At 37.7% G+C, this 22,983-nt stretch carries 16 protein-coding genes; 6 read left to right on the forward strand and 10 right to left on the reverse strand.

The genetic code is table 11. From position 1 onward, the window contains the following. The 4 genes from D5R40_RS02730 to D5R40_RS02745 all read right to left on the reverse strand — a co-directional run. Nucleotides 1-1,136, reverse strand: a 1,136-nt coding sequence (locus D5R40_RS02730; RefSeq protein WP_124154196.1) for an AMP-binding protein, incomplete at its 3' end; no start/stop codon positions are given. Between the two features lie 182 nt (nucleotides 1,137-1,318). Further along, entirely contained in the window at nucleotides 1,319-2,056 is a 738-nt protein-coding gene (locus D5R40_RS02735; protein WP_124143113.1) for a HEAT repeat domain-containing protein, read from the reverse strand. 720 nt (nucleotides 2,057-2,776) lie between these two features. Further along, on the reverse strand, nucleotides 2,777-3,994 hold the full coding sequence (locus tag D5R40_RS02740) for an acetate kinase (protein WP_124154197.1): 1,218 nt from the start codon (nucleotides 3,992-3,994) through the stop codon (nucleotides 2,777-2,779). 790 nt (nucleotides 3,995-4,784) lie between these two features. Next, on the reverse strand, nucleotides 4,785-5,339 hold the full coding sequence (locus D5R40_RS02745; protein WP_240038762.1) for a histidine phosphatase family protein: 555 nt from the start codon (nucleotides 5,337-5,339) through the stop codon (nucleotides 4,785-4,787). A gap of 580 nt (nucleotides 5,340-5,919) precedes the next feature. Here D5R40_RS02745 and malQ point away from each other — a divergent pair. Beyond that, the gene (gene malQ, locus D5R40_RS02750; protein WP_124143111.1) at nucleotides 5,920-7,425 is read left to right on the forward strand and encodes a 4-alpha-glucanotransferase; all 1,506 of its coding nucleotides are present in this window, start codon (nucleotides 5,920-5,922) and stop codon (nucleotides 7,423-7,425) included. A gap of 84 nt (nucleotides 7,426-7,509) precedes the next feature. Here malQ and D5R40_RS02755 read toward each other — a convergent pair whose 3' ends face one another. From D5R40_RS02755 to D5R40_RS37295, 3 genes are all read right to left on the reverse strand, one after another. Next, the gene (locus tag D5R40_RS02755) at nucleotides 7,510-8,223 is read right to left on the reverse strand and encodes an RNA-guided endonuclease InsQ/TnpB family protein (protein ID WP_339379656.1); all 714 of its coding nucleotides are present in this window, start codon (nucleotides 8,221-8,223) and stop codon (nucleotides 7,510-7,512) included. Then, nucleotides 8,217-8,543, reverse strand: a complete 327-nt coding sequence (locus D5R40_RS41825) for a helix-turn-helix domain-containing protein (RefSeq protein ID WP_339379657.1) — start codon at nucleotides 8,541-8,543, stop codon at nucleotides 8,217-8,219. Before D5R40_RS41825 ends, D5R40_RS02755 begins: the two co-directional genes overlap by 7 nt. Nucleotides 8,544-8,925: 382 nt before the next feature. Further along, complete coding sequence (locus D5R40_RS37295; protein ID WP_205127590.1) at nucleotides 8,926-9,087, reverse strand: hypothetical protein; 162 nt, start codon at nucleotides 9,085-9,087, stop codon at nucleotides 8,926-8,928. 838 nt (nucleotides 9,088-9,925) lie between these two features. Between D5R40_RS37295 and D5R40_RS02760 the strand changes: the two genes are divergently transcribed. The 4 genes from D5R40_RS02760 (at nucleotide 9,926) to D5R40_RS34430 (ending at nucleotide 14,218) form a co-directional block, all read left to right on the forward strand. Next, nucleotides 9,926-11,476 carry a trypsin-like serine protease gene (locus D5R40_RS02760; protein ID WP_161564910.1) on the forward strand — a complete coding sequence of 517 codons (1,551 nt, stop codon included), beginning with the start codon at nucleotides 9,926-9,928 and terminating at the stop codon, nucleotides 11,474-11,476. Between the two features lie 789 nt (nucleotides 11,477-12,265). Beyond that, complete coding sequence (locus tag D5R40_RS02765; RefSeq protein WP_124154199.1) at nucleotides 12,266-12,517, forward strand: hypothetical protein; 252 nt, start codon at nucleotides 12,266-12,268, stop codon at nucleotides 12,515-12,517. 99 nt (nucleotides 12,518-12,616) lie between these two features. Continuing rightward, a complete protein-coding gene (locus tag D5R40_RS02770) occupies nucleotides 12,617-13,162 on the forward strand; it encodes a trypsin-like serine protease (protein ID WP_282433600.1) in 546 nt (181 codons plus the stop codon). Nucleotides 13,163-13,600: 438 nt separating this feature from the next. Further along, a complete protein-coding gene (locus D5R40_RS34430) occupies nucleotides 13,601-14,218 on the forward strand; it encodes a PEP-CTERM sorting domain-containing protein (protein WP_161564911.1) in 618 nt (205 codons plus the stop codon). 456 nt (nucleotides 14,219-14,674) lie between these two features. Here D5R40_RS34430 and D5R40_RS02780 read toward each other — a convergent pair whose 3' ends face one another. From D5R40_RS02780 to D5R40_RS02790, 3 genes are all read right to left on the reverse strand, one after another. Beyond that, the gene (locus tag D5R40_RS02780; RefSeq protein WP_124143109.1) at nucleotides 14,675-15,844 is read right to left on the reverse strand and encodes a transaldolase; all 1,170 of its coding nucleotides are present in this window, start codon (nucleotides 15,842-15,844) and stop codon (nucleotides 14,675-14,677) included. 1,441 nt (nucleotides 15,845-17,285) lie between these two features. Further along, nucleotides 17,286-17,657, reverse strand: coding sequence for a cyclic nucleotide-binding domain-containing protein (locus tag D5R40_RS02785; protein WP_124143108.1), 372 nt, complete (start codon nucleotides 17,655-17,657; stop codon nucleotides 17,286-17,288). A 196-nt stretch (nucleotides 17,658-17,853) separates the two neighbouring features. After that, nucleotides 17,854-19,488 (reverse strand): alpha-D-glucose phosphate-specific phosphoglucomutase, encoded by a 1,635-nt coding sequence (locus D5R40_RS02790; protein ID WP_124143107.1) that lies wholly within the window; start codon nucleotides 19,486-19,488, stop codon nucleotides 17,854-17,856. A gap of 411 nt (nucleotides 19,489-19,899) precedes the next feature. Between D5R40_RS02790 and D5R40_RS02795 the strand changes: the two genes are divergently transcribed. Then, nucleotides 19,900-22,749, forward strand: coding sequence for a DUF4347 domain-containing protein (locus tag D5R40_RS02795; protein WP_124154202.1), 2,850 nt, complete (start codon nucleotides 19,900-19,902; stop codon nucleotides 22,747-22,749). Nucleotides 22,750-22,983: the final 234 nt, after the last annotated feature.

The following is a 22,983-nucleotide window of genomic DNA, read 5'->3' on the forward strand; positions in this document are numbered from 1 at the left end:
TCCCCATCAGCAGGTACATCCTGCATATCTTTGTCTACTACCCGCATTTGAGCAGAATAAATACAAGCAACTCCCTGTCTAGCTTTCAAACGAGCGCGTTCGGCAAGTGATAACTCATTCCATGGTGCTTGCCATTCGCAGATAGAATGAGGGCCATAAGTTTCAGTTAAACCGTAACCATGAATCAATTCAATTCCCAACTCTTCCATTTTCTGAATCAGAGTTGGAGAAGGTGGTGCACCTCCAGTAACAACTGTAACGGTATGGGAAAGTTGTAATTTATTGATTACTTGATGTTCCTTGGTAAGCATTATTAATATTGTGGGAGAAGCACAGAAGTTAGTCACTCCCTCATCCATGATTAATGAAATTACTGTACTGGGGTAAAATTTTCGGAGACAAACATGAGTACCACCGACAGCAATTACTCCCCAAGGAAAACACCAACCATTACAGTGAAACATGGGTAAAGTCCACAAATAGACACTGCGGTTATTCATGCCTAATTCTAATGCCATACCCAAAGCATTGAGGTAAGCTCCACGGTGAGTATATACCACTCCTTTGGGTTGACCACTGGTGCCACTGGTGTAGCTGATGGAAATTGCTTCGTTTTCGTCTGAAAGTGAGGAAGGTAGAGGGTCTGATGTACCTGTAGTTAAAAAAGTTTCATAATCTGTTCCTGGTAATTTTTCTCCTTTTGCTTCTATTTGACTGTCTACTATATTAATTATTTCTTCTACACTTTCCAACTCATCCCGCACCGATGCTACCAGGTGAGATAATTCTGTATCGACAAATACCAGACGCGCTCCACAATTATTCAGGATATAGCAAATATCTTTAGCAGCTAATCGAATATTGATAGCGACTAAAACTCCTCCTGCTAGAGGAACGCCAAAATGTGCTTCTAACATTGGTGGAATATTCGGGCAAAGGAAAGCTATGCGATCGCCTTTTTCTAACCCTCTGTTTTTTAAGGCGCTTGCCAATTGATTAACTCTGGTGGCAAACTGCGCATAAGTCCATCTAGAGGAGCGGTAAACTATGGCATCTTTGTCAGCAAATGCTCCCACACTGCGTTCTAGAAAACTTTGGGGAGTGAGAAATTGATAAGAAACTTTATGCTTTGACATTAAGGATACTCCTTCGTACTATTGAATAAGTAACACTTCAGTTATTAGTAATTGAAAAAGTCCCAATAACTTTTTTGCTAATTTGAACCTGCGTTAATGTTAATTATTCTGATGTTTAATTCTCCCCCACTCCCCCACTCCCTTACTCAAGATAATCGTTGAAAAGTTTTTGAGAAACGATATTATAATCCTTCCATTGCTAAATCTTCAATAACTTGCAGACCCCTGGGGTCTCCTACTCGTAACAAAGATGATTTAGCATCTTCCCGCACTCCCATATCTTGCTCCTCTTCTAATGCTTCAATTAAGGCATCAATGCCACCTGCATAGACCACATTAGAAGGTAATTCTCGACATAATTGACCAATGGCCCATGCACAATTACTTCTAACTGCTGGCATTGAGTCTCGTCGCAAACCTTCAATTAATGGTGGTATTGCCCCTACTACCACTTCATAACTTACTTTGGCCATCTGACCAAGGGAACTTGCTGCCCATAGACGCACCGCAGAAATATCTGTTCTGAGGACATCAACTAAAGGCTCCAAAGCACGGCGATCGCGACAATTTCCCAAGGCCCAAACCACTCCTTTACGGACATAGCCGTTAAAGTCCTTATTCAATTGTGTAATTAGAGGTTCTACTGCATCTGGGCTAGGATTACGGCCCAAAGCATAAGCAGCACTAACTCGTATTAATGGACAATCATCTTCTAATAATTTAATTAATGGAATAATAGCCCGTTTTTCTTGGAGTTCACAGAAAGCTCGCGCTGCAATCATCCTTTGGGAGGGTTCTGAAGAAGTTAGCAATGGCAACATTTCCTCCGGATCTGGTTTTGGGGGTTCTTCTCCTAAATGATCTAAAGGACTTTCTGCCATTGGCTGAATATTGAGTTGATTGAGGTCTTCATTGTCCATAACTGTAATTTTACCCAAGAATCCTAGTTTCAGGAGAATCTCCGTGCCTGACCGCCGGAGAGTATGTCAATGTACTAATGTACTTTAATTTAGTGACATCGCTATATAGAATAATATATTAATCAGAGTTGACTGTAGATTGAGATAGACAAGTTAATAAATTTCATAATTCTGTGCCACTTCACATAAAATTGGTATTATGTCTAACACCTAATACCAAGCGTGATAAATGTTTGTTACAAATGGTAGGGACGTTGCATGCAACGTCCCTACGAAAGAAGGAAGAGGGAAGACCGAAGTTGGGGTAAATATTGAAAAAAAGGGAAAAAAGATAGAGATAACTATCTCAAATGAACTGGAGCAGCTATTTTTAAGCATATCCGATCAATATCTACCTTTTTGTAGCATTCTTTTTTCACGCTTGGTATAAGACCTACCACCGCGCCACCTAATTCTGTATAGTGGCATGACACAGCTAAAACTGTGGATTAGATTTTTTCCTATAATTCTGTTTATGGCAAGGTTTGACCATTTTTTTCTAATACACCATTTAAGGTGTGTCACGCCAGTAACCTCACATATAAAAGTCGAAGGAAAGGTTAGGACATATCAAAAGCTTAAAACTCAGACAACGGAAGATTTTTCCTTCTTCCTTCTTCCCTCTTCCTTCTGCTATAAAATTGGTATAACTATTTATCAAATTTTTAGTCCAAATATTACCTAAGCTTGATTCATTTTCTGCCAACATTCACAAGCGATCGCCCAATCTTCTTCTGTGTGTACTACCAATATTCGTACTGTTGAATCTGAAGTAGAAATATCGGTATCTATCCCTGGTTTAATATTTTTTTCCTTATCTATTTTTAATCCTAAAAATTCAAAATTTTCACAAGTTTTTTCTCTGACAATTACTGAACGTTCTCCTATTCCAGCAGTAAATACTAAAACGTCCATACCACCAAGAGAAGCGAGCATTTTTCCAATACAACAATGAAGTTGATGAATATAAATATCGAATGCTAATTGGGCACGTTCATCTCCTTCTTGCATCGCTGTGGTTATATAACGCATATCTCCAGATTTTCCAGATATTCCTTTTAACCCTGATTCTTTGTTGAGAATTGTATTGAGTTTTTCCGTATCTAGACCATGTTCTCGCATTAAGTAAATGAGGATTGCCGGGTCAATTGAGCCACTACGAGTTCCCATCATTAATCCTTCTAATGGAGTAAATCCCATGGTAGTATTAATACTAATTCCATTACGAACTGCTGCTAAAGAAGCTCCATTACCTAAATGACAAGTAATTATCCGCAAAGATTCTAGTGGTTTTCCTAATATTTTTGCTGTTTTTTGAACACAATATTTATGACTTGTTCCATGAAATCCATAGCGCCGAATTCCTTTTTCAAACCATTCATAAGGGATGGGATAAACAGCAGCTTTTTTTGGCATTTTACTATGAAATGCTGTATCGAATACTGCTATTTGAGCCACATTTCCTAATGTTTTTTCAATGGCTTCAATTCCTTCTAAATGATTGGGATTATGAGTAGGTGCTAAAGGAATAAGATTTTTGATTGTTGCCTTGACTTTATCTGTAATAAATGTTGCTTCTGAATAATCTGAACCGCCATGAACTACTCGATGACCAACTACATCTATATCGGATAGTTTATCTATAACTTTAGTTTCTCCTTGCCTAAGAGTTTCTAACATTTTAGCAATGCTTTCTAGGCGTTTTTCTGGGTTAAGTTTTATCTTCTTTTCTATTCCATTTGCTGCAATTTCCATCAGACCATAATCATCATTAGCAGTCCAGTCAATTGCTGCTTCCCAAATTGGTTTTGGTGGATTTTCTGGTAACTTTTCCCCAGTAATTTCATACAAGCAACTTTTTTGAGAACTGGAGCCTGCGTTTAAAACTAAAATTTTCATAGTTAATAATTATATCATGTTCGGTTGAATAGTTATTCTTTGAAAGAAGGAAGTCAGAAGGCAGAAGGCAAAAGGAAAAAAAAGGTTCAAAGGGATAAAGTTTTTTATCACTAATTATCCGGGCATGATATTTTTTTTTTATTATACTTTTTAGTAATAATATATAAGTAACAATATTAACTGGCAAAAGTCAATTAGTTGATCTATATTTTTCCTGGAAAACTTAGAATTAGTTAGAATTAAAAAAGTTGATTTTCACCTATTCTCTATATTTAAATAAATACCTACTTTTTTATAGCAGAAGTAAGAGGGAATTTAGTTATATGAAATACAAAAAATTGTGCAAATATACGAATCTGCCAACCTCCCCATCTGACCATCTCCCCATCAATTTGTGGTAGGAAACATTAACGTATTTCATATTATCTACCAGAGAAGGAAAAATTTAGCGTTTTCTGAGTTTTTAGCTTTTAGTATGTCCTAATTTTTGCTTCGACTGCTACACCAAGAAACACAAAAGAAAGAGAGTAAAAAATCAACTTAAAATTCGATTCTCAAGGATACTCAATTATAGGAAAATTTTGTTTGATGTATAGATCTAGTGAAAAGGTATTCAACTATTCAAAAAACCTAGTTATCTCCTAATTATAAATATCCAATCATCAAAAATAAAATCAATTATCGTACATAAATCATCAATTATTTCCCCTCCTGGGAGGGGTTAGGGGTGAGTTCCCTACTCCCTACTCCCTACTCCCTCTTTTCTGGATATGTCTATTACCAAATTATCTTAAGTACCCTGTAAAGACCGTAATTTTTCGTCAAGATAACAACGGTCTGATAAACAATGTAGCAATGGACCATGATCACCCATTTCTAAAATACTTACTCCACCAACCAACATCGCAATGCGATCGCGATACCTGCCAATATCAATTCCTAATAAATCACAAAGCATAATTCTAATGGTTGCTTTATGAGACACAACTAATACATTACCTGTTTCATGGTTGTCTTGAATTTCTTGAATTACTTGAGAAGAGCGACGAGCAATATCTATACCTTTTTCTCCACCAGTAGGTCCATTCCAACCAGGATCTGTTAACCAACGAACATATTCATCATGGTAGTCGCGATTAACTGTTTCTGGAGTTTCTCCTTCCCATTTTCCGTAAGCAATTTCTTTCAAACCATCCCGTATTTGCATTTCTAATCCTACTGTATTACACAAAGGTTTTGCAGTAGCAATTGTTCTTTTCTTCGGGCTAACATAGGCGGCAGTCCAATTTAATGAGCTATGAGTTTTAGCAAATTGTTCTGCCATTTCTAACCATTCTGGAGTCAATTATGGGTCTAAAATACCACAGTAACCGCCAGTTTTACTGTATGTAGTCTCTCCATGTCGGATAAAATACAACTTCAAACTCATAGACCATATTCCTAATAATTTTTCTTTGATATACTAGCACTTTTACTAATTAAAGATTAAAAGTCAAAAGTTAGATAAATTAAGTAGTTAAAACCTGGTTAAAAACAGGTTAATTTTCGATAAAAATAATTGATTTTTTTTAAAAGGTTAATTGAAAATACTCTAAATATAAATATTCTATTTCTTAATTGAATGAAGTACAAAGTTGAAAATTTTAGGCAACAAAAAATCTGGGAGTATAATGTACCTCTGTGAAAATTAGAAGTCATATCTTGAATAGTTAAAATAATTAATAACCCTTATTAGAATTCTAAACGAATTATAAAATCTATAAATTTAGCCCAATAGATGGTAATTTAAAATTTCGTATCTGGTAATATCTTACAAAGCAGAAAGTCAAAGAAATTATAGTGTAGAAACTATTAATTTATCTAACTTTTGACTTTTGACTTTTAACTTTTGACTTTTAACTTTTGACTTTTGACTTATAAATACTATGACTTTTGAACGTGCAAGTGGCATCATACTACACCCTACAAGTTTACCCAGTAGATTCGGCATCGGGGATTTAGGCAAATCAGCTTATGAGTTTATTGATTTTCTGGCCAGAAGTGGACAAAAAATCTGGCAAGTATTACCTCTAGGCCCAACAGGTTATGAACATTCGCCCTATACCATGAATTTCAGCGCCTTTGCGGGAAATCCTCTGTTAATTAGTCTGGATATATTGGCAGAGAAAGGACTATTAAATCCTGATGAACTCACACCTCTACCATCAGAAAGTGACCCAGCATACGCTAGAGTCAACTTTGCAGAAGTTATTCCCCACAAAACTAAATATTTCCAGCAAGCTTACGATCGCTTCAAACAAGCTATCCCTCCAGAATACGAAATTTTTTCCCAACAACAATCATATTGGCTGGATGACTATGCTCTATTTATGGCTTTGCATGAGGCCAATCCAGATAAAACATGGAATCAATGGGAACCAGGTTTAGCTCGTCGAGAACCAGGTGCAGTAAAAATAGCAACAAGTCTATTACACGATAGTATTGAATATCATAAGTTCTTGCAATTTCAGTTTTTTGAACAATGGACAAAAGTCCGCAGATACTGCCACGGGAAAAATATCAAAATTATTGGTGACGTTTCGATTTATGTCTGTCATCATAGCGCAGAGGTTTGGAGTCACCCAGAAAACTTTGACCTTAACCCAGAAACTTTAGAACCCGCATGGAAAGCAGGAGTACCACCAGACTATTTTAGTGCAACGGGGCAGTTATGGGGAAATCCTGTCTATAACTGGGAAAACTTAATCAATACTAACTTTACTTGGTGGATCGAAAGATTTAGGGCAACTCTACAATATGTGGATGTTGTGCGCGTCGATCATTTCCGTGGTTTTGAAGCTTTCTGGCGAGTACCCGCAGGGGAAGATAATGCTATTAATGGCGAATGGGTAAAAGCACCAGGGTACAAATTATTTTCCAAATTACAGGAAGCTCTAGGAACTCTACCGATCTTGGCAGAAGACTTAGGAATTATTACTCCAGAAGTAGAAGCAATGCGCGATCGCTTTGAATTCCCGGGAATGCGAATATTATTGTTTGCTTTTGGTGGTGAGGCAGATCATCCCTACTTACCTCATAGTTATATTAACAACTGCATAGTCTATACGGGTACTCACGATAACGATACTACTGTCGGTTGGTGGTTACAAGCTCCTCAGGAAGTAAGACAGCACGTTGCTAAATATTTGGGTTATGCTAGTGATAGCGACATCCATGAAATCAGTTGGTCGCTCATGCGTTTAGCTTCTGCTTCCGTTGCTGATATGGCAATATTCCCTCTCCAAGATGTTCTTTCCTTAGATAACGGCGCTCGCATGAATGACCCTAGTGTTACTCCTGGTAACTGGCGCTGGCGCTATACCACTTCAGAGCTTTTGAGTCAAGAATTGAGCGATCGCTTACTACAAATTACTCAACTTTACAACCGATAATTAATGGAGAAGATAGTATAATATGTTACATCTTTTTTACTAACTAGATTTGACATCCTCCCCGGCCTAAAGGCACAGGGATTCCTACCGAGCCGTAGCTCCTCGGCAGGTTGACATCTCACAGGCTGCTGCTACTTTGGCAGTAGTCTTATGCTTGCCTCCATGTCCGTTTAATGTCTCGGATTGCCCACCCGCGACTAATATATTTATGGCTGCATTTTCGTCTCTATCATGTTTAGCTCCACAATTTAGACATTCCCACTCACGAATTGATAAATCTAATTTTCCACCTTTAAATCCACAACAACAGCAAGTTTGGGATGTGGGTTCCCAACGGCTAATCACTCTAAAATCACGACCGTATTTTTCTACTTTTCCTTCTAAAAATGTCCTAAATTGCCTCCAACCTAAATCAGAAATAGCTCTAGATAATTTCCGATTCTTAACCATTCCTGAAATATTCAAATCCTCTAAAACAATTGTTTGGTTTTCACAAATTATTTCAGTAGATAATTTATGTAGAAAATCTCTTCTTGTATCTTTCAGTTTGGCATGTTTGCGTAGCATTCCGTAGGAAAATTTAGCTATTTTTAGCCTAGCTTTTTCATATCGTTTAGAACCCCTAGTTTTTTTAGATAATGATTTACTTAGTTTTCGGTACTTCTTAATTCGTTTCTTTAGTGGTTTTGGTGCATCAATTTTTTGACCATTACTCAAAGTTGCAAAAGTTTTAATTCCTAAATCTATTCCAACTGAATTATCAGTTTTAGGTAGTACTTCTGGTAAAATTTCTACCACAAAACTACAGGTCTACCTTTTCTCTTACCTTGAGTTGATTTAAAAAAGTTTTGATAAGCCTGATTTAAATCGTTCAAAGATTGCTGTAGTGGTATAGCAGAAACCTCTGATAACCACTCTCTATCTTCAGTTTTTTTAGCTTGAGTAATAAACTGTTTTTGTAGCTGTGAGTTAATAGGTTTCTTCTCTCCAGATTTGTACTTTTCCTGACAGCAAGCTAGACTATCATTCCAGACAACACGGACACAACCAAATAGTTTTGCTAATCGGTGTTTTTGTCCCAATGTTGGATATATACGGTACTTAAATCTTGCTTTCATAAAATGACTTTTGAACTAACAATATGATCACATAACCTGTGGCAAAAATAAACTAAAAAGTCGCCCTTCTAGGGCGAGGCTTTAAACCCAATTTTTCGGTAAAAACAGAAAAAAAGATTATTATCTTTTCCCTTATTGGTTGAATACATTACCTGACAGAGAAGATCAATGGGGTTAGTGGGGTGAGAATTCCCATCGACCCTAATTCTCATTTCTACTGACTATTGACTACTAACTATTGACTACTGATTACTGACTACTAATTCAAAAATTTTTTGTCAGCAAAAAGTATGGGCGTTGGTGAAAAGAGGTATGATATGATGTCCGCACAAGAGGGTGATAGAACTCAGTGATCTTTACGCCACCAAAAAACTTTCTCCTTCTACTCGGGGTTTCTGATTCTTTCTTCTCTCCTGAGGAAGTCCGACTGACGTCCCCTCCTGGGAGGAGCAGGGGTGGGTTGACTCCTAAAGAATTTAAGATGAATATCATACAGGTGCTTTACCAACGCCAAAGTATGGTTTTTTTCTGCTTGATTAATCATCAATATTAACAGGCACGTTTCAGCATCATAGAAAATGGCGTTGGTAATTGGTAAGATGATTTTCTACTAGTGCAGGATGGCAGAAATAACTAACCAGTTACAAAATCCTAAAAGCCTTACCAATCAATACTTTTAACTGTCTTGAGTGTGTCTTACATTCTGAGGTCCCCTCAGAATTACACACTCGATGCATGACTTTTGACTTTTGACTTCCGCGTAGCGGCACTAGGGGTGATACCCATCACTTACTTTGGTAAAATATTTAGAGGTATCAGAAACAGACTACTGTTAAAGTTTTATCTCTTGATTTACCAACGCCTAGAAAATAGACTGCTCCTCCGTAGATACACAGAGAGTGCTACTTAACTACCTATGCAAGTTACAGCAGTTTTAATTTAGATAAAGCAAAGAGACCTTAGAGGTAGATTCCAGAAGGCATAGAGGAGAAATCATTTGCTTCACTCAAGTGAAAAGCACTATAAACTTATATGAAGTTTTGATGAAGCTATAATGAAACTTTGATGAAGAAATTTGATTTTTGTTCCTCTGTATATTCTCTATTTTATTAAAAACAAATCTTCAGGTTTTTATACATTTTAAGAATAATATAAAATCCATTACCCTACTTTGTTAGAATTGCTATACTATTAAGAAAAAGTCAATTGGGTTAGACAAACTTAGTCTGAGCTCGATGTCATTCATCATCTAGAGGAATTAGGCAATGGGTCTTCATTTATCAAAAAATAACAAACTAAAAGCAAAATTCAATCATTCCATACTCAAATCTTTTAAAATAAAAAAAACTAGCAAAATAGGGCTTAGTTGCATACTTGGTTTAGTGGCCAGCCAGAGCATTCAAACATCAGTACGAAGTATAGTAATAAATGATACTGCGGGGTCTGATACTGCTATAGAGATAGGTTCTCCTTTTACTGCTATCACTGACATTTTATTTTTCGATGAAGAAGATGGTTTTGTTAGTGAGTGTACTGGTTCGCTGATTGCAGAAAAGTATATACTCACAGCCCAACATTGTTTCAATCCTTTTGAATTTGGAGAGATTTTTCCTGAAGATGTGAGCGTTCGATTTAGCGATGAAAAGAACGACACCTTAACAAATATTGCAGTCAGTGACATCTCTTTTCTAGATGACACCTTCAGAGACTTAGATGGTACAGATATTGCTGTACTTGAACTTGAAGTGGCTGCTCCAGAAGACATCAAGCCTTTAAAATTATTTGGCTCCGATCCCCAACACCTGATTACAACCGATCCAAACGATCCAGCAATTATGGTTGGTTTTGGTTATATTGGTTTAGGCGATGAAGGGAGTAATTTTAATGAAGATAGTATGCGGTGGGGTGCTGAAAACTCTATCGATCTTGTTGGTAGTGTTTTCGATCCAGTTTTTGATGCTATCTTTGAATCAAACATTATTAACACTGATTATGATGATGGAACTGAAGAAAATAACAGTATTGGTAGTACAGATCCTTTAGACAATGAAGGAACTACTGCTGTTGGCGATAGTGGTGGCCCACTGCTAGTCAGAAATCCAGAAAATGATGAATACTTAATTGCCGGAGTGGTTACTGGTGGTTCCTCTGACTTCAGTACATTTGGAGATGTATCCTGGTGGACAGGAGTTACAGAACACCGTGAATTTATAGAATCATTTGGTGCTGAGTTTGTTGGTGATTTTGTCCCTGTTGTTCTCGAACCTACAGATGATATTCAGAATAGTAGTTTTGAAAAAGGTTTGACTGGTTGGAGTAGAAGAGGTTCTGCTGGTGTCACAAATAGCACTTTTCCTGTATCAACGTCACAGGGAGATTCTCAAGCATTAATAGTTAATGATGAATTTCTAGGGATTGCTAGTACTAATGAAATAGAAGAACTATTAGAGTTAGATCCAGGAGATTTGGATGCCGTATCAGGTAGTTTGATCGTTGCAGGTTCTGCTATCAAGCAAACTTTCCAAGCAAAAGCAGGAGATGTCCTAACTTTTGATTTCAACTTTTTGACAGATGATTTGACAGATGAATGGACACCTGATGATTTCTTAAACGATTTTTCTTTTGTCTCCCTTGCCAGTGATGTATTCAATAATCCTTTCATAGACTTATTAGCTGATACTTTCTCTGACTTCGTTGATTCTGATACTGCCTTCTTCAGCGAAACTGGGTATCAAAGTTATTCTTATGTGATTCCTGAAACTGGAACTTATACTCTAGGATTTGGAGTTGCAGATGCAGAAGAGATTGGAGGTTTGTCTGGACTTTTAGTTGATAATGTGAAACTGGCATCCACACCAGAACCCACTACAACAATAGGATTATTTGGTACTGTTTTTGCAACATTTTCTTTGCTCAAGCGTAAAAGAAAGTAATATGGTGTCCGGCAAGAGGAGAAGACGACAGTTTTTGAAGCGCTATGAAACGGACATGATATAATATGATGGCAATTAGCTATTAGTTTGTTACTTCCTCTGAAAATATCTCAGCTTTCAAGGTTAGTTAATCTACTTAACTTTTAGATACAAGTGCTATATTTCCAAATATTGGAACTAATATTAATCCCTACTCTTAAGATTAGTTGGAGTGGGGATAATTTTTATCAATTAGGGAACAGGGAATGAAGTCAGGAGTCAGGGGTCAGGGGTCAGAATAAATAGCGTCAATACCAATTTTTAGGTCATATCAAATCCGGTAGTATTGGTGTAATTAGATAATAAGAGTGTGGGGAGATGGGGATATGGGGAGATGGGGAGATAGGGAGATATAAAAAGATTTAGCAATAACTGAAGATGGAACATTTTTTTATACCGAATTAAGCGGATTTGATATAACAGCTAAAACCTAGTTCAATCAGAATCAAACCTAACCTCAAAAACTACACTCTGCAAGTTAAATTTATAAAGTTTTGATGAAGTTTTGATGAAGTTTTGATGAAGTTTTGATGAAGAATTTTTAATATTTTTCTCCTCTATATTTGCTGAAGCTCCTGTCCTTAGTATATTTACAGAATTTACACTAATATAATTTATCTTACTTAAGTAGTATTGTCATAGTGTAAGAAAATTGCTATCTTTCTTTATCAGAATAAATTACTAGGGTCAGACATATCTGCGTGTCATTCCCGTTGAAATAAAACTCAAAGAAATTAAAGGGACCAGGGAATGAGCATATACTTTTCTAACAATTTCAAACAACAAAAAATATTTAACCCTTCCATACTCAAATCTTGCAAAAATATTCAGATTAGCCAAATAGCTCTGCGTTGTGTACTTGGTCTAATAGCAAGTCAAAGTTTTCAATCACCCGTAAAAGGCATAGTAATAAATGATACAGCAGGAGCTAGTACTGCTATAGAACTAGGTGCTCCTTTGACGGCTGTAACTGACATTTTATCATTTTCTTTGTGGGTTTAATACCCCACCGTCTACACGGTGTTCAAAATTACTTGGGGTTAGAATCCCCATGTAATTTTCCTCCTGTCTCCTGTCTCCTGTCTCCTGTCTCCTTCTTCAATCAGAAATTCTGAAACAGGTGAATTTGTAAGTGGTTGTAGTGGTTCACTAATTGCAGATAATTATGTACTTACTGCCCAACATTGTTTTGATCCTATATTTGGAGAGGCTTTTCCTGAAGATGTGAGTGTTGGATTTTACGATGAAAACAACTCTTTCTTGACAGATATTTCAGTCAGTGAAATTTTATTCTTGGATGGAGATGAAAATTTCAATGCATTTTTAGATGGTACAGATCTTGCCATACTTGAACTTGCCGAAGCTGCTCCAACATCAATTACTCCTTTAAAATTATTTGGTTTCAACCCTGAGAACCTGATTGGAAGTGAGGCAACTATAGCTGGTTTTGGTTTCAATGGTTTAGGTAGTGTTGGCCATGAATTTACTGCAGATGGACTGCGTTGGGGTGCTGAAAATGTGATCGATCTAGTTGGTAGTATTTTTGATCCATTTTTTGATGCCGTCTTTACATCTAACATTATCAACCTTGACTTTGATGATGGAACTGATGATAATAACACCTTATCATTTTCTTTGTGGGTTTAATACCCCACCGTCTACACGGTGTTCAAAATTACTTGGGGTTAGAATCCCCATGTAATTTTCCTCCTGTCTCCTGTCTCCTGTCTCCTGTCTCCTTCTTCAATCAGTGTCGATAGTAGTTCTTCACCTCTAACAAATGAGGGAACTACTGCTCCTGCTGATAGTGGTAGTCCGCTTCTAGTAGAAGTAGATGATGAGTTATTAATTGCTGGTGTTCTTTCTGGTGGTTCTACTGAAACCAGCCAATTTGGTGATATATCTTGGTTTACTGGAATTACAGAACACCGCCTATTTATAGAAGAGAATGGTGGTCAATTTGTTGGTGATTTTATACCTCTACCACCCCCTCCTATTGAACCTCAACCTCCTGTATTTGGAATTAAGAATGGTGGTTTTGAAAATGGTTTAAATGACTGGAGTATACTTGGTGCTGCTACTATTGTGGATAGTGATTTTGGTATACCACCCTCAGATGGAGAGTCTAATGCGTTCATTTTGAACGATATAGTTGCTGTAGGTAATGATGAGATTGAAGAATTCTTAGGGTTGTCTGTTGGCAGTCTGGAAGATTTATCAGGTAGCATACCTTTTGAAGGTTCTGCTATCAAGCAAACTTTTTTGGCAAATGCTGGAGATGTTCTAACATTTGATTTCAACTTTTTGACAGATGAATGTACTCTATTGGATGTACAAAATGGTGTCTGTGAGCCTGAAGATATTTTTAATGACTTTTCTTTTGTCTCTCTTTCAGGTGATGAATTAGATAATTCTTTCTTAAAGATATTAGCTGATACTTCCTCTGATGTTGTTACTTCTGAAACTTTCTTCTTTGACGAAACAGGATATCAAAGTTTTTCTTATGAGATTTCTGAGACTGGAACTTATACTCTCGGGTTTGGAGTTGCAGATGCAGATAATGCTTTCGGTGATTCTGGACTTTTAGTTGATAATGTCCAGCTTACTGCCAGTGCTTCTACACCAGAACCTACTGCAACATTAGGATTATTTGCTACTGCTTTTGGAGTATTTTCTTTCCGAAAGAAGCGTCAAATAAAGTAATTCGGTTTGCAAATACCAGTTATAATTAGGCTCGTAGTTGGGCTTTAGCCCTAATTAATATAAGTATTTGACTTGCTCAAGCCCAACTACAAAGAAAAACTTGATTATAACTAATTCAGGACTTACGCATGAGGTAGGAAAAAATGGCATTAGAGATTGCTTCCCTGTCAGTCGCAATGACGAAAATAGGTTGTACTGCGTAAGTCCTATAATTATCAGAACTTGATATAAGTCCTACAGGACTTACGCAAAATGTAGAATTATACGCTATCTGTAGGGGTGATTAGCGTTTGCGAAGCATTCCGTAGGAAATCACCCCTACTAGATGTGGTGGTTATGCGTAAGTCCTGTCCTAATAATGTTACCGCCTTGCTCCCAATTAAATCAAGAAATGGGAGCAGGATACTCCCACTGGCCAACAATTAAATTGGCTAATTGCTAACTGCTATCTGAGGACTAAACCTTCGCCAATTGGAATACAGCTCCTAAACCAGATGCCATTTCCTCTGGAGAAATTTTACCATCCTGATTGATATCTAGAGCATCAAATACAGCATCAGTTCCTGCCCATTCTTCACGAGTGATGAAACCATCACCATCTAAGTCATAGATATGGAAAATATCTTCTGCTGCATGAGTGACTCCCTCTAGGCGAGTCAAGCGTTCTGCCAACAGATTTTCCAATGATTCTAATGCTTTAGAGAAACCTTTAATGCCTTCATCCAATTTTTGAGATGCCATCCGATTTTCAGCGTGCATCTTGTCAAAGGTTTCTTTGTCTAAGGCAATTTTTTCGGCATCAGACTCAGCTGCTTTCTCAACAGAAAGTTTCGTTGGTAGTTCCCCTGTAGTTGATTCTAGCTCACCCAACAAACCAGGTGAAATAGTCAACAAGTCGCAACCTGCTAATTCTGTGATTTCACCAATGTTGCGGAAACTAGCTCCCATGACTTCAGTCTTGTAACCAAATTTCTTGTAGTAGTTGTAGACTTGAGTCACAGATAATACACCGGGGTCTTCCGCAGGAGGATAAGAGTCTCGCCCAGTTTCTTTTTTGTACCAGTCTAAAATTCTACCTACAAAGGGAGAAATCAGAGTTGCGCCAGCTTCAGCACAAGCGATCGCCTGGTGCAGACCAAAGAGTAGGGTTAAGTTGCAGTGAATACCCTCTTTTTCTAATACTTCTGCTGCTTTGATACCTTCCCAGGTAGAAGCGATTTTAATCAATATGCGATCGCGAGAAACTCCTGCTGCTTCATATTGAGCGATTAAATCTCGTCCTTGAGCTATAGTTGATTCTGTATCGTAGGATAGTCGTGCGTCAACTTCTGTAGATACTCGCCCTGGAATAATCTGTAAAATCTTAAGTCCAAAAGCAACTGCCAGTCTCTTAAATGCTAAATTTGCCACATCAGAAGGAGTAGCATCTGTCCCCAACTCTTCCCTTGCCTTTTTCAAAGTTTCATCCACAATTTCCTGATACTGTGGCATCTGAGCTGCAGCAGTAATTAATGAGGGATTAGTAGTAGCATCCCGTGGTTGAAATTTTTCGATTGCTTGAATATCGCCTGTATCCGCAACAACGATGGTTACTTCTCGTAGTTGTTCGAGTAAATTCTTAGCCATTTATTTCTCCCTTTGAGAATAAGTTACTTACTTATGGTTTAGTCGATAATTTCCTAGCATTCAATATACTTTGAGATATTAGGACAAAGCTGTTTGCACTAATTTTCTACTGTATTTCCATACAAATCTTCATCCAATTCCATTTCTGATACCATACTTTGAGCATTAACTAATCTATCTGCAGCTGAAAAAACGTCATTTAGAGCACCAAAAAAAAGACATTTTTTTAGTAACTATTTTCATTTATTGAGTTACTTCTCTTTCTTCTTCAGTATTATCTGAAGTTCCTAGTTTACCTAATAATTTATCCCTACATTACTTCATAATAAGCTTGAGAACTTCCTCAAGTATTCATGCAGTTTAGTTACAAATTTGGAGACTGAGTAATCACCAATTTATTGTGGTTTTTTCTTGCTCATTAGGAGTATTTTTAGTTAATTACAACCTCAGTATTATATCAGAACAAATTTTTAATTCATTATGGAATGGATGAAATTATCGGCACGTTAGTTTTGTGTTTGACTTTATGGATAACTTACCAAATTAACTTCTGGATTTCTGTGCCTTAACATACACTATCAATTTGTCAAATATATTATTGTTATACCAAATTCAAAAAAGGTCGCTACAGTATTAATCTTAAGTGTGCATCTCAATTTTGAATAAAGCCAACAATTTATCATTTTTAGGCAACAGCTCATCTGGCAACAGGCAACAGGGAATATATAGGAAAAAAGTATTTTTGCAAATATGAGATGCACCCAATCTCAAGACCTCTAACAACAGAATAAAGCACTGTAACAGTATTTTTTGAAAATGGTATTAAGAGCATATAGTTAAACTGAAAAAGCTCGTCACCAATTTTTTTTTACACTTATCAAGTTGATAATAAATAGCTGATGTTATGTTCCCCCTCCGGGGGAGCTACGAATTGCGGATAATCAGTTATAATAAAACTTAAGGACTGATAGTACCGACAGTACCAAAGAAATACTGAAATTATCAATACCCCATCTCCAATATTTCCTGTGTATTCCTCTTTTCTTCCCCTCCTGGGAGGGGGAGGGGCGAGGGGTGGGTTGACTCCTGACTCCTGACTCCTCACAACAGTTATTTATAAGTATTAGATATCTGGTAAAAATCAAAAATAAAATCAATTCTTATCCTTGAAGAAGGAGACAGGAGACAGGAGACAGGAGACAGGAGGAAAATTACATGGGGATAGTCAACGACCTGCCGCTCCGCGTCTACGCTCCCCCAAGTAATGCGTGAACACCCCCGTTGACGGTGGGGTATTAAACCCACAAAAAAAATGATAAATTATCAATTATTCCCCTCCTGGGAGGGGGAGGGGCGAGGGGTGGGTTCCCTGTTCCCTGTTCCCTGTTCCCTGTTCCCTCTTTTCTGGAGATGTCTATTCAACCGAACATGATATTAATAACTAGATAGAATGCTTAAAGCGACGAAGACGATCGGAATAACTCCGAATTACAGACAGGGCAAATAAAGGTGTTTCTTGAACTACAAATAAAAAGCGTTCTTGGTCAAGATAAGCTAATTTACATTCTGTTTTAGCAATAGCAGTAGAAGCTCGAATATGTTCTTCGTGAACTAGCGCTCCTTCACCAAAAACATCACCTTTTTTAATCGTTTCCACAACTTGACCATTAACAAATAATTCGACTACTCCTTCAATAATTCCATACATTACATCAGCTTTTTGCCCATCTTCAAAAATTACATCTCCTGGTGCAAAAGTTTTTTGATCTAGATGTTTGTGAAATAACTCTACAGTTTTTGCTGGTTCTAACATAACTATGTATCTCCGTATGTAAATTATCTTGAAAACTAACAAAAACAGGACTTACGCATGAGGTACGAAAAACTAGGACTAGAGATTGCTTTTCGTTCCGGACTGCTGCGCAAACCCTGTCGGTCGCTTCGGACAAAAATACGTTGCAGGTGCGTAAATCCTAATTAAATCAACCTCTTGCCTCCTACCTAAAAAATTAGGTAATTACAGTGGGTTTTTCCCTACCTGTAAGATTTTTAATTTGAGCAATTTCGTCTGCTATACCAATCAAAGCAGATAATGCTGCTTGAGTATCTTCATCATGTTTGCTAGCATCTGGTTCATAACTTTCCACATATAACCGCAGAGTTGCACCTTGAGTACCTGTACCTGAAAGTCGGAACACAATGCGAGAACCATCAGTGAAACCAATACGAATACCCTGCTTTGCACTTACACTACCATCTACTGGGTCAGTATAGCTAAAATCATCAGCATATTTCACCTCATATTGACCATATTTCTTTCCTGGAAGAGAAGATAATAGGGAACGCAAATTTCCCATCAAAGTATTAGCTTTATCTGTTTCTACCCCTTCATAGTCATGGCGAGAATAATAATTGCGACCGTAAATTTTCCAGTGTTCCTTCACAATATCTTCTACAGACTCTTGCCGTGCTGCTAAAATATTCAACCAGAACAAAACTGCCCAAAGTCCGTCTTTTTCCCGCACATGATTAGACCCTGTACCAAAACTCTCCTCACCACAAAGAGTAGCTTTGTCCGCATCTAACAAATTACCAAAAAACTTCCAACCAGTTGGAGTTTCATAACAGTTAATACCCATTTTCTCTGCAACTCGATCTGGTGCTGCTGAAGTTGGCATTGAACGGGCAATACCAGCCAAACCAGAACTATATCCAGGAACCAATTTAGCATTAGCCGCCAATACTGCCAAACTATCGCTAGGAGTCACAAAGAAATTTTTACCTAAAATCATATTGCGATCGCCATCCCCATCAGAAGCAGCACCAAAGTCAGGAGCATTATCTCCGAACATGACCTCTACCAAGTCGTGAGCATATACCAAATTCGGGTCTGGATGTCCTCCACCAAAATCTTCTAGAGGTATACCATTTTGCACCGTACCTGCGGGAGCACCTAACCGTTGCTCAAAAATATCTTTAGCATAACCTCCAGTCACAGCGTGTAATGAGTCCATACACATCCGAAACTTACCAGACTTGAGTAGTTCTGATATTTTGCCAAAATCAAACAATGATTCCATCAACTCAGCATAGTCTGCCACAGAGTCAATAACTTCTACAGTCATTTCCCCTAACTGATGACTGCTCAATTGGTCTAAATTAATATCCGCAGCTTCCATTATTTTGTAGCTATCTATAACTTTACTGCGTTCATAAATGGCACTTGTCACTTTTTCCGGTGCAGGACCACCATTACTAATATTGTACTTAACACCAAAGTCCTCTTCAGGTCCACCTGGGTTATGACTAGCAGAAAGGATTATACCACCAAAGGCTTGATTTTTACGAATAATACAGGAAGCAGCAGGAGTAGAAAGAATACCACCCTGACCCACTAACATTCGACCCACCCCATTAGCAGCAGCCATTTTCAAAATTATTTGGATCGCCTGACGGTTGTAATAGCGACCATCACCACCAAGCACAAATGTTTGACCTTGAATGTTTTCTAGACTATCAAAGATAGACTGAATAAAGTTTTCTAGATAGCGGGGTTGTTTAAAGGTTGGCACTTTTTTGCGGAGTCCTGAAGTGCCTGGTTTTTGGTCACTAAAAGGTTGTGTTGCAACTGTCTGTATGTTCATAGTTTATCGTAATTTAACAACTTTCTACATTAGAGGAATTCCTGCCTAAGTCTGATATAGCAGTCGAAGGAAAGGCCGCGGACATATCAAAAATTTAAAACTCAGACAACGCAAGATTCTTCCCTCTTTCCTAAATAACTAATCGCCTTCTTCCTTCTTCCTTCTGCTATAATCTCTGATTTTTTTGTCAATTAATGCTTAAGTTGATATCAACTCTCATTGCATCATGGCCATTAATATTTTCATAATTCATCGTTTGACTGTTTCTGTTTTCACTTTTACACCAAATATGGCGCATTTGAATAATTAATTTTTTGGTGTTGAGCAAATGTGCTTATAGTTAACATCAGGTTAATAAAATAGAGAATTTTTGAGCTAGAAAAATCTAAACTTTTAATAAAGAAAAAGTAGATGGCAATGGACAATCTGTTATTGATTGAATTAATTAATACTCCTTTAAAATCCTCCACAATTATGAATTTAACTAAACTTTTATTCATCGACTCTAAGGTAGAAAATTACCGTCATTTAATTTCAGAGATTGACCTTGATACAAGAGTATTTATCCTACAACCCAATGGAAATGGTATAAACCAAATAGCCGAAAACTTAGGTAAATACCATCAGGTAGAGACAATTCATATTATTTCTCATGGTGCAAAAGGTAGTTTGTACTTGGGAAATAGTCTCCTGAATTTAGACAATATTCATCAATATGCTGAGAGTATTCAACAGTGGGGCAAATGTTTGTCTGGTGGTGGAGAAATATTGATTTATGGTTGTCAGGTAGGAAGTGGTAAAGAAGGTAAAGAATTTATCAGACAACTACATCAACTCACAGGAGCAAATATTGCTGCTTCCGAAACACTGACTGGAAATGTTAACAGAGGTGGTAACTGGAATTTAGAACTAATATTTGGTCAACTCAAGTCAGCATTGGCATTTACCCCAGAAGTGAGGGCGAGTTATGCAGGGGTGTTGGCAAATATTGTGGTAGATACTACTGATGATGTAGTAGATGATAGTGATGGTGTGACTTCTCTGCGGGAAGCAATTATTGAAGCTAATAGTACCCCGGAAGATGACACAATTCAACTGACTGCGGGAGAAAGATATAATCTAACTATCTCAGGAAGTGACGAAGATGCTGCTGCTACAGGAGATTTAGATATTATTGCTGGAGGTGGAGAAATAACAGTTATTTCAGAGGGAGAAGAACAAGCTGTTATTGATGCTGGGGGTATCGAAGGATTAGGTAACCGGGTGTTTCATGTTTTGGAAGATGCTGCCCTAGAGTTGGAAAATGTAGAAATCACTGGTGGGTTTGTAACTGGTAATTCAGGTGGTGGTATTTATAACTCAGGTACAGTTAGTATCAACAACAGCACTATTAGTGGAAATTTAGAAAATTTCTTGATTGATGGTGGTGGAGGTATCCACAACGCAGGTACAGCTAATATCAGCAACAGCACTATTAGTGATAACTCAGCATTTTATGGTGGAGGAATCTACAACACAGGTACAGCTACTATTAGCGACAGCGCTATTAGTGGAAATTTTAGCAATACTTCTGGTGGAGGCATTTTAAACCGCTATGGCATCGTCAGTATCAGTAACAGTAACATTAGTGGTAATTCAGCAGACTTTGACGGTGCAGGAATCTACTCGTTAGGTACAGCTACTATTAGCGACAGCACTATTAGTGGTAATTCAAATGGTGGAATCAATAACTCAGGTACAGCTATTATTAGCGACAGCACTATTAGTGGTAATTTAATGGGTGGAATTAACAACTCAGGCGCAGCTACTATTAGCGACAGCACTATTAGTGGTAATTCAAATGGTGGAATCAATAACTCAGGTACAGCTATTATTAGCGACAGCACTATTAGCAGCAATTCAACAGGAATCAACAACTCAGGTACAGCTAATATCAGCAACAGCACTATCAGTAATAACTCAAATCCTCGTGGTGGTGGTATCAGAAACTCTAATGGTACGATTAATATCACCGACAGCACTATTAGTGGTAATTCAACATTATTTTATGGTGGAGGTATTTACAACTTAGGTGCTACAGCTATTATCAACAACAGCACTATTAGTGGCAATTCAGCATCCTACGGTGGTGGAGGCGGTATCGGCAACCTTGGTGTAGCTAGCATTAGCAACAGTACCATTACTGGTAATGAAGCTCCTTCAGGCTTAGGGAGTGGTATTCTCCAAAAAGCAGCATATCTTTATAATGAGACTAACTACTCCTTCTTCACCTTTGACGCCAATGCCACTGTAACCTCTAGCATTATCTCTGGTAATGTTAACAGTGACGTTGACTCTGTAGAAAATAGCAACACCCTTACCAGTGAAGACCATAATCTAATTGGCACTGGTAACGCCATTGATAACTTCAATGGTGACAACGACCAAACAGGTGTCACAGACCCTCTACTTGCAGACCTAGCAGACAATGGTGGGCCCACATTCACCCATTTACCTCTCCCCAATAGTCCCGCCATTGATGCAGGTAGTAACCCCAATAACCTTGATACTGACCAACGAGGGGAACCACGATTTGTAGGCAGTGCAGTTGATATTGGTGCAGTGGAATTGCAAACCTCACAAATTACTGGTACTCCTCAAAGCGATCGCCTCAATGGTACAAATGAAAACAACACCATTAGAGGTCTGGCAGGTAATGACACTATTAACGGTCGTGGTGGTGATGACCAAATTATTGGTGGTCGAGGTAACGATCGCCTCTTTGGCAAAGACGGTAACGATACCCTCCAAGGTCGTCTAGGTAGCGATCGCCTCTTTGGTGGTAATGGTGACGATTCTCTCGTTGGTGGTCAAGGACGCGATCGCTTTAATGGTGGTACAGGTAACGACACCCTGACTGGTGGAGCAAGTATTGACCGTTTTATTTTCAATACCAATCAAGAATTTACCCCAGAAGATGTGGGAGTAGATACCATCACTGATTTTGTGCCAGAAAAAGATATAATTCTGCTGGACAAAAATACATTTACTGCTATTACCAGTGACTCAGGAACAGGTTTTAGTGTCAATGCTGAATTTGATATAGTTACCAGTGATGCAGAGGCAGAAACTTCAGAAGCATTTATTGTTTATAACAGCAACAACGGCAAATTGTTCTACAATGCTAACGGTACAGAAGCAGAATTTGGCAGTGGGGGTGAATTTGCTAATCTAACTAATATTGCATCTATTAGTGAGAATGATTTCTTCCTGAGAGGATAAAATGGTTGTAGTGCATTGTAATGGTCGTCCATTCTCTGGCAATGTTTGTTAGGAGAACAGTGGGAGTATCTTGCTCCCGTGCCAGGCATTCCTTTTTCCTGTATACCATTACTATGCAAGACTACTGATAAAATTAATCACTATGTGTAATTCTAAAAATATAAAATTTTCACAAAGCAGGAATTTGTTGCGCTCGCATCAGTGTTAGTGTTAGAATATTTATAATTTTTTTCT

The organism is Okeania hirsuta (assembly GCF_003838195.1).
GTDB lineage: Bacteria > Cyanobacteriota > Cyanobacteriia > Cyanobacteriales > Microcoleaceae > Okeania > Okeania hirsuta.